The sequence below is a fragment of the Motilibacter deserti genome (assembly GCF_011250635.1).
GTDB classification, from domain to species: Bacteria; Actinomycetota; Actinomycetes; order Motilibacterales; family Motilibacteraceae; genus Motilibacter_A; species Motilibacter_A deserti.
In genome coordinates this window covers 127,173-138,871 of record NZ_JAANNP010000001.1, presented here as the reverse complement: position 1 = coordinate 138,871, position 11,699 = coordinate 127,173, and the positions used below count along the sequence as shown (strand labels likewise).

Below are 11,699 nucleotides of genomic sequence, written 5' to 3'. Positions count from 1 at the left end.
GAGCCTCAGTGCCTGCGCGACAGCTTCGCCCACCGCCCGCCCACCGCCAGCGCCGACCCGACCGAGCCGACCGACAGCGCCGACAGCACGGACAGGACCGACCCGACGGACAGGACCGAGAGGGCGGAGCCGGCGGACCCGAGGGAGAGCACCGACCCGCTCGATCCGACGGAGAGCACAGAGCCGACCGAGCCGATCGAGAGGACCGAGTCGGCGGAGCCGATCGACAGCACGGAGTTCGTCGAGCCGATCGAGAGTCGCGAGCCGTTGTGCCCCGCGCAGGAGCCGTCGCTGCAGGTGCACGTCGAAGCGGTCATGCGCCACTCTTGCACGCCCGTGGACGCGACGAGGCCTCCGCACCGGACGGTGCGGAGGCCTCGTGGCACGCGGGGCGGAGCGTCAGTACGTGAAGCGGTCCAGCTGCGCCTGCAGCTCGGCGGACATCCGCGACAGGCCGCCGGCGGCCTCCTGCACGTCACCGACCGTGGCGGTCGTGCTGTGCGCGCTCTGCGCGACGCCGGCGATGGTGCCCGCGATCTCCTCCGAGCCCGAAGCCACCTGGACGGCGTTGCGCGACATCTCCGCGGTGGTCGCCGTCTGCTCCTCGACGGCAGAGGCGATCGTCGTGGTGAAGTCGTTGATCTGGGAGATGACGCCGGCGATCTCGGCGATCGCGGAGACGACGCTGCCGGTGTCGGCCTGGATGGCCTCTACGCGGGCGGCGATGTCACCGGTGGCGCGGCCGGTCTCGGACGCGAGCTCCTTGACCTCGTTCGCGACGACGGCGAAGCCCTTGCCCGCCTCGCCCGCGCGGGCAGCCTCGATCGTCGCGTTCAGCGCCAGCAGCTTGGTCTGCTCCGCGATCGAGGTGATGACCCGGACGACCTCGCCGATCTGCCGGCTCGACTCGCCGAGCGCGGTGACGGTCTCGTTCGTGGCGTCCGCGACGCCCACCGCCTGGGCGGCGACGTGCGCGGCCTGGTTCGCGTTCTCGCTGATCTCGCGGATGGACGCGCCCATCTGCTCGCTGCCCGACGCCAGCGTCTGCACGCTGGAGGAGACCGCGCTGGACGCGTTCGCCACCACGTCGGCCTGGCCGGAGGACTCGGCGGCGCTGGCCGCCACCTGCACCGCGGCGTCGGTGAGCTCGCGCGAGCTGCGCTCCATGCCGACGGCGGAGTCGCGGACCGCGACGAGCAGGCCGCGTACGCCTTCGCGGGCCTGGGCCAGCGCCTCGGCCATCTGCCCCAGCTCGTCCTTGCCCTCCACGGACGCCTGGACCGTCAGGTCACCGCGCGCCATCGCGCAGAGCGCCTCGCGCACCCGGCCCACGCTGCGCACGATGCCGCCGGCGACCCAGACACCGAGCCCGAGCGCGAGCAGCAGCCCGACGACGAACACGACGACGACCAGCCGGATGGCGCCGGCCGCGCCGGAGTCCGCCTGCTCCGCCGCCGTGGCCGCCTTTGCCGCCTGCGCGTCCGCCTCGGCCTTGTAGGCGTCGAGCAGGTCGGAGGTGACCGGGCGCACCTTCTCCTGGAAGATCGTGACCGCGCCGGCCACGTCCCCGCCGTCGACGGCGGGGAAGAGCGCCTCCTCGGTCAGCTGGGCGTACGTCCCCAGCAGCTCCTGCAGCTTCTGCACCGCGGACGGGTCCGCGGCGAGCGGCAGGTAGTCCGTCGCCCGCTGCTCGACCTTCTGCTGCAGCTCGGCGTTCTCGTCGCGGATCTCCCGGCGCCGGTCCGCGAGCGCGCTGCTGTACTCCGTCACGCGCGCCCGCCAGCTCTGCAGGTCGCGCTGGAGGTCGCCGAGCGCGACGAGCGGCTGGATCGTCTGGGTGTTCATCGCCGCGTTGTCGTCGCGCAGGGTGCGGATCTGCGCGACGCCCACGACGGCGACGACCGTCGCGACGACCGCGAGCAGCCCGAGGGAGGCAAGGATCTTCGTCCGGACCCCGCGGTCGCGGATCCAGCGGAGGGAAGGCATGGGCGATCGTCCTTTCACGGGCGCGGCGGGCGCCACGCACGGTTCGGACGAGTCGTCGGCCTCCGGGCAGCCTGCCTTGAGCAACCGGTCCGCGCGGGCTCAGCGCCCAGGCGCCGTCAGGCTCTCGTCGAGCACGGTCCGCAGCACCTGCACGTCGCCGGCGGCGAGCTCGGCGAGCTCGGTGCGCAGCCGGACGTCGCGCCCGCGGACCGTCAACGTGGAGACGCCGTTGTCGAACCACGGCCCGTGGTCCAGGCCCCAGCGCGCCCCCGGCGCCGGCACGCCCGCGCGCCGCGCCAGCCACGTCACGGCCGCCCGCGCGGGCGGGGTCATGAGGACGCGGTTGGCGGCCCTGATCGAGCGCGACAACGGGTTGCGGAAGGGCGACATCACCAGCTGCCAGACCGGCGAGGCGTCTGCGCTCGCGCCGGCGATCCGGGCGCGGGCGGCGTACGACAGGTGCACGTCTCCGGAGAGGACGAGAACGCTCGCCGGCGCCTTCCCCCGCCGGCCGGACGCCACGTCGCCGAGCGCCTGCGTGAGGCTGTCGAAGCTGCTGCGGAACGCCGCCCAGTGCTCGAGGTCGACGGCCCACCGGATCTTCTCCGCCAGCCGCGAGAAGGCCTTGCCCCACGCCCCGCCCGCAGTCGCCTCGTTCCACCCCTCCAGCTCGTGCACCGACGGGGTCAGCAGCCAGGGCAGGGAGGTGCCCACGAGCAGGTGGTCGACGTCCCCGGTCAGGTGCTGCTGGAGCCACTGCCACTCGTTGTCGTCGACCATCCCGCGGCGACCGGACGATAGCGAGCGGGAGCAGCGCGAGTCGATCATCACCAGGCGCGTGCCGCCCATCTGGCGGACGTGGCTCCAGCGGTGGGCCCCGGGGTCCTCGTCCGAGCGCCAGGCCATCGCGTCGAGCACCTGCTCGCGCTCGGCCTCGGTGGGCGCCTCTCGGATCGCCCGCAGGACCGGGCTCGCGGCGAGCTCGTCGGGGGAGAGGTTGCCGAGGTGCTGATAGACCCAGTACGAGCCGAACGCGCCGACGACGCGGTCCCTCCACCACGGCTTCGCCGTCATGTGCCGGCGCCAGGCCTCCGACGTGTTCCAGTCGTCGCGCAGGTCGTGGTCGTCGAGGATCATCGCGCTCGGCACCGTCGACAGCAGCCAGCGCAGGGACGGGTGGCTCCACGTCTTCTCGTAGAGCCAGGTGTATTCGTCGAAGCTGTTGATCTCGTCGGCCACGTCCGGGGCCACGCCGGGCCGCTGCCGCAGCCGCTCGACCATCTCCGCGTCCGGCTCGTCGGCGTAGACCTGGTCACCGAGCAGGACGAGCAGGTCGGGCAGCGACGTCCGCCCGGCGAGGACGCCTTCGGCGAGCGCGACCAGCGCGTCGGCGCCGTGGCCGTGGAAGCCCCGCTCGTCGTAGGGCGCGAGCGCCCGGCACGAGCCGAAGGAGAGCGAGAAGGCCTCCTGCGTGCGCGGCCCCGTCGTCCTGATCACCGGCGCGGGCCGCCGGTCCCCGGGCAGCGGCCAGACGACCCGGCCGTCGAGCCGGACGTCGTAGGCGGTCTCGGAGTCGGGCGCGAGCCCCTCGACGACCACGACCGCGAAGTGGTGCCCGTGCACCGACCACGTCTCGGCCTCGGCGTCCAGGACCGAGACCGTCCCGGGCCGGTCCGTCTCGACCCAGACCGTCGCGCGCGTGTCGTCCGCCCAGCGCAGCAGCGGCCCGACCCGGAGTCGGGGCTCGGGCTCGGCGAGAGGCGTGCTGGCAGGGTCCACACGTCACGCTACCCCGGGGATCAAGGCCGTGGCGTCGTTCGTCCTGGTAGACGAGGGACGCAGCGGTGTCCTGGCGGAGCGCTGCTCACCACCACGGCGACGGCAGGGCCGCGGCGAGCGCGGCGCCGAGGAGGAAGCCCCAGAGCCCCGTCAACCTCCGCCGCGTCGGCCGCCGTGAGACGAGGGGGGCCGGGCCGGACAGGAGCAGGAAGGCGAGCGTTCCCACCGGCGGGATCCAGACCCCCAGCCAGAACCAGGCCCAGCGCGTCCCACGCCACGGTGGAGGACCCAGGATCAGTAGGCCTAGCGAGGCGATGGCGACGATGAACAGCAGTGCCGCGACCCAGCCCGGAGCCGCCTGGCCGAACACCTCGGGCTCCCAGCCGGGATCGTTGCTGCGACTCACCACGACGGAGGGGTTATCGTGACGGAGCAACGCTGCCACGTCCTCATGGACCACGCCGTCGCGCGGTTCGGCGGACACGTCGGACGGTCGCAGCTCGACGGTCGTCACCCGCTGCAGCAGGCCGTCCCGCCACCGGACCTCCTGAGAGCCCCACCCGCTCCTGGTCCCGGGCCCGCCGACGACCTCCACCTCGTCGACCGCTCCGCTGAGGACCTGCGCGCGCAGCCTGCTCAACGAGGCGTCGGACTCGACGACGAACGGGAGGACCGCGAGCAGGACGGCGTACGCAGCTGCCAGGGCGAGGCGGAAGCTGTCCATCCCGACGGCTTGCCTCGTCCGCGTGCCGGCCGCGCGCGACTGCACCACCTGGCTCACGCGCACACCCTAGGCGTCGCTCCACGACGAGAAGCGCGATCGCCGTCTCTTCACCCGCAGCCGTGTCAGCCGCCGAGGATCCGCACCTCCGCCGCCGGCAGCGCGGCCCACCAGCGGGCGTACCGCCGGTAGACCGCAGGGTCGCGGTCGCAGACCATCTGCAGCAGGCTGCGCGCCTCGGCCTCCAGCTCCGCCCACGCCTCCTCCGGCAGTGCGTGGAACGCGGTCGCCTCGATCCCGTCCTCTAAGGGGCGCCAGACCCCGGCGACGTGGCCGTCGACCAGCAGGGTCGGCAGCACGTCGCCGTTGGTGCGCGTCACGAGCTTGCGGTACGCCGGCGGCACGACCCGGCTCCGGTCGGCGTAGGCGAGTAGCACGCTGTCCCACATCCCCAGCAGCCGTGCGGGCGCCGGGGCGTCGTCGTCGGGCAGCGGCGTGCCCGGCACGTCGAGCAGCTCCACCCCGTCGGGCCCGGTCAGGCGCACCACCTGCTCGCCCAGGTCCGCGACCGCCTTCCGGGCCCGCGTCCGCTGCACCAGGCAGAAGCCGGCGACGTCCGGCACGGTCGCGGGGCCGAACGCCTCCAGATAGCGGCGCACGAGCACAGCCAGCCCCGCGTCCCGCTCGGAGTGCTCCGGCACGTCGCCCGCCGCGACGTACGCGTTGCGGGGGCCGAACGACCACGGGCCGCCGGTGGGGAAGTGGCGCAGCGGCGCGTACGTCCGCAGCGCCCACCACACCCCGGGGCCGGGGTCGCGGCCGAGCCGGTCCGCGAGCCAGGCCTCGACCTCCGCGCCGGACCGCGGTGCGGAGAGGAAGCCGAGCAACGGCGGGACGAGCGCGTCGGCGTCCTCGACCGACAGCCCGCTCGAGGTGAACCGCGTGTCCCCCAGCCGTGGCGCGCGCAGCGTCGGCAGCATGGCGGCGTGGAAGCCGGGCCGGTCCTCGGCCGCCACCGCGTGCAGGGTGACGCGCATCAGCGACGACTTGACCAGCCGCGCTTGCGCGAAGGCGGCGTCGAGCTCGGCCGGGTCGAAGCCGGCCACGCGGTTCCAGAGCGCGACGTAGGGCGAGGCCGGCTCCTGCGCCTGCAGCCCGACGACCTGCCGGACGGCCGCGACGACGTCGAGCGGTGCGCGGTCCAGCAGCAGCTGGCGGGCGAGCGTGGCCCGGTTGAGCTGTCGCGCCGTCAGCGGCATCCCGGCATCGTGGCAGAAGGGCTCAGGCCGGGCGGGGGGAGCGGGCAGTCGCCGCACGTCCCACCGCCGGGAAGCCGGTAGTAGAGGCAGCAGGTGCGGCGGGAGAAGGCGCGTCGCGTGTCGAACCTCCCGGACCGCGCGAGAGGCGGGTGCGCGAGCAGCTCGTCGGCCACCGCGTACGCCCGCTCCCGCAGGTCGGGACGGGCGCGCGCGAGCGCCCCGGCGGCTCCCGCGACTGCGGAAGCCACGTTCCCCCACAGCAGGGGCGGGGCCAGCGGCGCGAGGGTGGACGCGGTCTCGACGAGCGGTGCCAGCACGTCGTCCACGAGCGCGACCCCGAGCGAGCCGCCCGTCGGAACGCCGACCGAGACGGGCAGGAGCAGGGGCACGGGGCCGGGCGGACCGTCCCGCCACCGCAGGGCGGCGACCGGGAGCACGGCGTCGCAGACGGTGGCGACCGCGACCGCGGGGGCGGCCAGCCGGGCGGCGACGCCCAGCATGACGACCGACGTCACCACGCGCTCCTCCACCGCGCCGGGCGGAGCGCCCGCCATGGTGGCGAGCGCGGCGCGGCCGCCGCGTACGCGCTCGCGGAGCACGCCGGGGTCACCGACGAGCCGGGCGACCGGCAGCCAGCCGTCGTCGGCCGGGCCGGTGGCGAGCTCGACGAACGGGCCCAGCCCCGTCAGGCTCCGGGCCACGGTCTCGGCCGGTACGTGCGTTGCCAGGACGGCGCTCGCTTCCCCTAGACTGCGCCAGCCATTGTGACGGCATGAGGAAGCCGGTGAGAGCCCGGCAGCGGTCGCGCCACTGTTACCGCGCCCACGGTCGCCCTGACGGGAGGCCGGGAGCGCGGGAGCCAGACCCTCTGCCGTCACTCGAACTCTGAGCGGGACGCGAATTCCCGAGGAGGTTCCATGAGCTCCATCTCCGCCACGCAGTCGCCCAGCACTCCGGTCGACCGCCCCACCCCCGTCGCCATCCCGGTGCGGGCGGTGCTGCCCTGGGCCTTCTTCCTCGGCCTGCTGGCCCTGATCGCCCTCTACTTCGTGGGTGCCGAGCAAGGCGCGACGTCGGTCTTCTCCGGTGCCACGCTGCACGAGTTCGTGCACGACGGTCGCCATCTGCTCGGCTTCCCCTGCCACTGAGGCGCGAGCCGTGGATGTCGTACGCAACCTGCTCGTCCGCGGCATGCTCGCCGGCCTCGTGGCCGGCCTCGCCGCGCTGATCGTCGCGTCCGTCTTCGGCGAGCCGCAGGTCCGCGACGCGATCGCGCTCGAGGAGGCGTCCGGCGGGCACAGCCACGGCGCCGAGCCGGCCGGGGCTGCGCACGCCGAGGAGGAGGACGAGCTCGTCAGCCGGGGCGTCCAGTCGACGATCGGCCTCGCCACCGGGGTCGGGGTCTACGGCGTCGCGGTGGGCGGGATCTTCGCGCTCGCGTTCGCCTTCGTGTACGGCCGGGTCGGGCAGGCGCATGCCCGCGCGACCTCGGGGGTGCTCGGGTTGGCGGCCTTCGCGGCGGTGATCCTGGTGCCGTTCCTCAAGTACCCGGGCAACCCGCCGGGCGTGGGCGACGGAGAGACCATCGGCCGGCGGACCTCTCTGTGGCTGGCCATGCTCCTGCTCTCCCTGGCAGCCGCGGGCGTCGCCCTCATCGTCGGGCGGGCGCTCGCGCCGCACGGGGCCTGGACCGCCGTACCCGCCGCCGGGCTCGCGTTCGTCGTCGCGGCCGGCGTCGCGATGTGGGCCATGCCGGGCGTCGACGAGATCCCCGCCGGCTACTCGGCCGACCTGCTGTGGAAGTTCCGACTGGCCTCGCTCGGGGTCCAGGCCGCGCTGTGGAGCACGCTCGCCCTCGTCTTCGGGGCGCTCGCGGAGCGGCTGCTGGAGCCGCGCCGCGCTCAGACCCCGTCGAACGCGCTGGCCTAGCGGAACCCGCCCGTCGCTTCCAGGCCCGGCCGTAGCCGCGCCGGGCCTGGAAGCAGGGCCCTCACGAGGCGTCGGGCCCCTCGATGCCCAGCTCGGCCGCGATGACCGTGCGGAGTACGCCTGCTGGCCGAGCAGGCACACCAGCGCCCCGTCAGCCGGCGGCGACCAGCGGGGCCACCTCGGTGCCCAGGAGCTCGATCGCCCGCAGGACGTCCTTGTGCGGCAGCGTCCCCACGCTGACGTGCAGCATGAACCGCTCGATCCCCAGCGACTCGCGCATCGCCAGGATCTTCTCGGCCACCTGCGCCGGGCTCCCGATGACGAGCGACCCGTCCGGCGCCGCGAGGCCGCGGAACTGCTCCGGCGTCATGGCGCCCCAGCCGCGCTCGCGCCCGAGCTTGCTCATCGCCGCGGCGTACGACGGGTAGTAGTCCTGCTCGGCCTGCTGGCTCGTCGCCGCGAGGTAGCCGTGGGCGTGCACGGCGACCGGGGCGGGGGAGTGCCCGCCCTGCGCGATCGCGCGCCGGTGCAGGTCCGCCAGCGGGGCGAAGCGCGCCGGCTGGCCGCCGATGATGGCCAGGGCCATGGGCAGGCCGAGCAGGCCGGCCCGGATCACCGACTCCGGGGTGCCGCCGACCGCGACCCAGACCGGAAGCGGCTGCTGCACCGGCCGGGGGAGGACCGGCTGGTCCTCGAGGGCGGGCCGGAACCGCCCCGACCACGTGACCCGCTCGTGGTCGCGCACGGCGAGCAGCAGCTCGAGCTTCTCGGCGAAGAGCTCGTCGTAGTCGGACAGGCTGTACCCGAACAGCGGGAAGGACTCGATGAAGGACCCGCGGCCGGCCATGAGCTCGGCGCGCCCGTTCGACAGCAGGTCCAGGGTCGCGAACTCCTGGAAGACCCGCACCGGGTCCGCGGAGCTGAGCACGGTCACGGCGCTGGTCAGCCGGATCGTGCGGGTACGCGCCGCAGCCGCAGCGAGCACCATCCCCGGCGCCGACGCGGCGAAGTCGGCTCGGTGGTGCTCGCCGACGCCGTACACCTGCAGGCCCACCTGCTCGGCGAGCTCGATCTCCTCGAGCACCTCCGCGAGCCGCTCGCGGTGGCTCACCGTGCGCCCGGTGGCCGGGTCGGCGTACGTCTCGGCGAACGTCGTGATGCCCAGTTCCATGTCGCACCTTCTGCCGTCGGTCGTTGTGTCTGCAACTACCCAACAGGATGTCAGGCTGTCGCCATTCCGCGTGCCCCGTCGGGCCGTGGCGGGGCCGGCGGCGCGGGCTGGCTCACTCGACCGGCTCGAGCAGGAAGACCGGGATCTGCCGGTCGGTCTTCTTCTGGTAGTCGGCGTAGTCCGGCCAGACCGCGACCGCGCGCTCCCACCACTGCGCCCGCTCTGCGCCCTCGAGCACGCGAGCGCGCATGTCACGCGGAGTTGGCCCGTCCTGCAGCTCGACCAGGGGCTCGCTGACGATGTTGTGGTACCAGGTCGGGTGCTCTGGGCTGCCGCCCTTCGAAGCCACGGCGGCGTAGCGGCCCTCGTGCTCGACGCGCATCACCGGGTTCTTGCGCAGCTTGCCGGACCTGGCGCCGCGCGAGGTGATGACCACGACCGGCACGCCGCGCAAGGTGTTCCCCTCCGCACCGCCGGTGCGCTCGTACAGCTCGACCTGGTCGCGGACCCAGGCCTCGGGGCTCGGCTCGTACGTTCCGTCCAGAGGCATGCCGCCCAGTCTGGCGCCTGCGAGCGAGGGGGATCGGGGCAGGTTGCGCGACACGCCGCGCGCCTCCCCGGTTTCTCCTCCTCTCGCGGCTAGCTTTTCCGGCCATGGAGCGGTTGACATAACTATGAAGCTCCACTTGAGGGTGAGGGTTGAGGGTCCGGGAGCTCCCGGGCCGCGGCCCCGTCCTCGACCTCAAGTACCGGACGGGCCGCACGGCCCAGACCCGAAGGGCAACCGACGTGGCAGCACCGCAGAACTACCTGGCGGTCATCAAGGTCGTCGGCATCGGCGGCGGCGGCGTCAATGCCGTCAACCGGATGATCGAGGTCGGCCTCAAGGGCGTTGAGTTCATCGCCATCAACACGGACGCGCAGGCGCTGCTGATGAGCGACGCCGACGTCAAGCTCGACGTGGGCCGCGAGCTCACGCGTGGCCTCGGGGCCGGGGCCGAGCCCCAGGTCGGCCGCAAGGCGGCCGAGGACCACAAGGAAGAGATCGAAGAGGTGCTCAAGGGCGCCGACATGGTCTTCGTCACCGCCGGCGAGGGCGGCGGCACCGGCACCGGTGGCGCCCCCGTCGTCGCGCGCATCGCCCGCTCGCTCGGCGCGCTCACCATCGGCGTCGTGACGCGGCCGTTCACCTTCGAGGGCCGCCGCCGGGCGACCAGCGCGGAGAGCGGCATCGAGGAGCTGCGCAACGAGGTCGACACGCTGATCGTCATCCCGAACGACCGGCTGCTCTCGATCTCCGACCGGCAGATCTCCATGCTCGACGCGTTCAAGCAGGCCGACCAGGTCCTGCTGCAGGGCGTGTCCGGCATCACCGACCTCATCACGACGCCCGGCCTGATCAACCTCGACTTCGCCGACGTCAAGAGCGTGATGTCCGGGGCCGGCTCGGCCCTCATGGGCATCGGCTCGGCCCGTGGTGAGGACCGCGCGGTCGTCGCCGCGCAGCAGGCGATCGCCTCGCCGCTGCTCGAGGCCTCCGTCGAGGGCGCGCACGGCGTGCTCCTCTCGATCGCCGGCGGCTCGGACCTGGGCCTCTTCGAGATCAACGAGGCGGCGCAGCTGGTCGCCGAGGCCGCGCACGGTGAGGCCAACATCATCTTCGGTGCGGTCATCGACGACGCGCTGGGCGACGAGGTGCGGGTCACGGTCATCGCGGCCGGCTTCGACGGCGGCCAGCCGCGACGGCGCGGGCAGGGCCAGCAGGAGCAGCAGCAGGCCCGCCGGGCCCCGGGCACGGTCGCCGCTCCTCCCGCTGCCGTCCCGCTCCCGCCCGGGCTGGGTGCGGGCCAGGGTGGCGACGCGGCGGCTCGTCCGGTACGCGCCCCCGAGCCGGCGCCCGTGGCGCGGCCGGTGCCGGCTCCGGCCCAGCGCCCCGAGCCCGTCGGTGCCCGGCCGGTCGCGCGCCCGCGCACGATCGTGTTCGACGACGCCAACGACGACCTCGACGTGCCCGACTTCCTCAAGTAGTCCGAGGACCGGAGTGAGCCGCCGCGACGAGCTCGGCGAGCGCCTCGCCGCGGTCGAGGAACGGGTGGTCGCGGCCTGCCGGGAGGCGGGCCGCGACCGGGCCGAGGTGACGGTGATCGCCGTGACGAAGACCCATCCCGCCTCCGACGTCCGGCTGCTGGCCGAGCTCGGGGTGGCCGACGTGGCCGAGAACCGCGAGCAGGAGGCGGGCCCCAAGGCCGCCGAGTGCGCCGGGCTCGGGCTGCGCTGGCACTACATCGGCCAGCTGCAGACCAACAAGGCGGCAGCCGTGGCGCGGTGGGCCGACGTCGTCCACTCCGTCGACCGGCTGCGGCTCGTGACGGCTCTGCGGCGGGGGGCCGAGCAGGGCGGCCGCCGGCTCGACTGCCTGGTGCAGGTGAGCCTCGACCCACCCCTCGCATCGGCCCCCGACGCTCTCGCCGGAGCCCTGGGCCCCCGCGGGGGAGCGTTCCCGAGCCAGGTCGACGAGATCGCGGACGCAGTGGCCGGCAGCGGGAGCCTCCGGTTGCGCGGAGTGATGGCCGTCGCCCCCCGGGGCGGGGACGCGGCCGCGGCCTTCGCCCAACTGGCAACGGTGAGTGACCGGCTCCGCAAGGGTCACCCCGACGCGAGCTGGATCAGCGCGGGGATGAGCGGCGACCTGGAGGCCGCCGTGCACGCCGGCGCGACACACCTGCGCGTCGGGAGCGCGATCCTCGGGATGAGGCCCCCGCTCCGGTAACGTCCGACTCCAGCAGCACGATCCCGCCGCGCCTCGTGGCGGCGGGCAGCAGCAGGACCGCTCAACCGGCGGGACCGACTCTGC

Annotated in this window: 12 protein-coding genes; 4 read left to right on the top strand and 8 right to left on the bottom strand. The window is 74.2% G+C overall.

From position 1 onward, the window contains the following. Positions 1-5 precede the first annotated feature (5 nt). The 6 genes from G9H71_RS00615 to G9H71_RS00590 all read right to left on the bottom strand — a co-directional run bounded on the left by G9H71_RS00615 (position 6) and on the right by G9H71_RS00590 (position 6,446). Positions 6-317 (bottom strand): hypothetical protein, encoded by a 312-nt coding sequence (locus G9H71_RS00615; RefSeq protein ID WP_196791502.1) that lies wholly within the window; start codon positions 315-317, stop codon positions 6-8. Between the two features lie 82 nt (positions 318-399). Then, on the bottom strand, positions 400-1,986 hold the full coding sequence (locus G9H71_RS00610; protein WP_166276383.1) for a methyl-accepting chemotaxis protein: 1,587 nt from the start codon (positions 1,984-1,986) through the stop codon (positions 400-402). Positions 1,987-2,085: 99 nt separating this feature from the next. After that, positions 2,086-3,765 carry an alkaline phosphatase D family protein gene (locus tag G9H71_RS00605; RefSeq protein WP_166276380.1) on the bottom strand — a complete coding sequence of 560 codons (1,680 nt, stop codon included), beginning with the start codon at positions 3,763-3,765 and terminating at the stop codon, positions 2,086-2,088. Positions 3,766-3,850: 85 nt separating this feature from the next. Beyond that, positions 3,851-4,546, bottom strand: a complete 696-nt coding sequence (locus tag G9H71_RS00600) for a hypothetical protein (protein WP_166276377.1) — start codon at positions 4,544-4,546, stop codon at positions 3,851-3,853. 65 nt (positions 4,547-4,611) lie between these two features. Continuing rightward, the gene (locus tag G9H71_RS00595; RefSeq protein ID WP_166276374.1) at positions 4,612-5,745 is read right to left on the bottom strand and encodes a winged helix DNA-binding domain-containing protein; all 1,134 of its coding nucleotides are present in this window, start codon (positions 5,743-5,745) and stop codon (positions 4,612-4,614) included. After that, a complete protein-coding gene (locus G9H71_RS00590; protein ID WP_166276371.1) occupies positions 5,736-6,446 on the bottom strand; it encodes a (2Fe-2S)-binding protein in 711 nt (236 codons plus the stop codon). Before G9H71_RS00590 ends, G9H71_RS00595 begins: the two co-directional genes overlap by 10 nt. A 216-nt stretch (positions 6,447-6,662) precedes the next feature. Here G9H71_RS00590 and G9H71_RS00585 point away from each other — a divergent pair, with 216 nt between their 5' ends. Beyond that, on the top strand, positions 6,663-6,893 hold the full coding sequence (locus G9H71_RS00585; RefSeq protein WP_166276368.1) for a CbtB domain-containing protein: 231 nt from the start codon (positions 6,663-6,665) through the stop codon (positions 6,891-6,893). 10 nt (positions 6,894-6,903) lie between these two features. Beyond that, the gene (locus G9H71_RS00580) at positions 6,904-7,674 is read left to right on the top strand and encodes a CbtA family protein (protein ID WP_331272637.1); all 771 of its coding nucleotides are present in this window, start codon (positions 6,904-6,906) and stop codon (positions 7,672-7,674) included. Positions 7,675-7,825: 151 nt separating this feature from the next. Here the strand turns inward: G9H71_RS00580 and G9H71_RS00575 are convergent, their stop codons facing one another. Both G9H71_RS00575 and G9H71_RS00570 read right to left on the bottom strand, forming a co-directional pair. Next, on the bottom strand, positions 7,826-8,845 hold the full coding sequence (locus G9H71_RS00575; protein ID WP_166276365.1) for an LLM class flavin-dependent oxidoreductase: 1,020 nt from the start codon (positions 8,843-8,845) through the stop codon (positions 7,826-7,828). Positions 8,846-8,957: 112 nt separating this feature from the next. Then, positions 8,958-9,395 (bottom strand): nitroreductase family deazaflavin-dependent oxidoreductase, encoded by a 438-nt coding sequence (locus tag G9H71_RS00570; protein ID WP_166276362.1) that lies wholly within the window; start codon positions 9,393-9,395, stop codon positions 8,958-8,960. A gap of 239 nt (positions 9,396-9,634) precedes the next feature. Here G9H71_RS00570 and ftsZ point away from each other — a divergent pair, with 239 nt between their 5' ends. After that, on the top strand, positions 9,635-10,873 hold the full coding sequence (gene ftsZ / locus G9H71_RS00565) for a cell division protein FtsZ (protein ID WP_166276359.1): 1,239 nt from the start codon (positions 9,635-9,637) through the stop codon (positions 10,871-10,873). Positions 10,874-10,886: 13 nt separating this feature from the next. Next, a complete protein-coding gene (locus G9H71_RS00560) occupies positions 10,887-11,615 on the top strand; it encodes a YggS family pyridoxal phosphate-dependent enzyme (protein WP_166276356.1) in 729 nt (242 codons plus the stop codon). The last annotated feature ends 84 nt before the right edge of the window (positions 11,616-11,699 follow it).

What these genes read in the sequence shown, in the direction of transcription:
- G9H71_RS00615 (WP_196791502.1), bottom strand. Translation starts at nt 317, where the DNA reads ATGACCGCTTCGACGTGCACCTGCAGCGACGGCTCCTGCGCGGGGCAC.
- G9H71_RS00610 (WP_166276383.1), bottom strand. Translation starts at nt 1,986, where the DNA reads ATGCCTTCCCTCCGCTGGATCCGCGACCGCGGGGTCCGGACGAAGATC.
- G9H71_RS00595 (WP_166276374.1), bottom strand. Translation starts at nt 5,745, where the DNA reads ATGCCGCTGACGGCGCGACAGCTCAACCGGGCCACGCTCGCCCGCCAG.
- G9H71_RS00585 (WP_166276368.1), top strand. Translation starts at nt 6,663, where the DNA reads ATGAGCTCCATCTCCGCCACGCAGTCGCCCAGCACTCCGGTCGACCGC.
- G9H71_RS00575 (WP_166276365.1), bottom strand. Translation starts at nt 8,845, where the DNA reads ATGGAACTGGGCATCACGACGTTCGCCGAGACGTACGCCGACCCGGCC.
- G9H71_RS00570 (WP_166276362.1), bottom strand. Translation starts at nt 9,395, where the DNA reads ATGCCTCTGGACGGAACGTACGAGCCGAGCCCCGAGGCCTGGGTCCGC.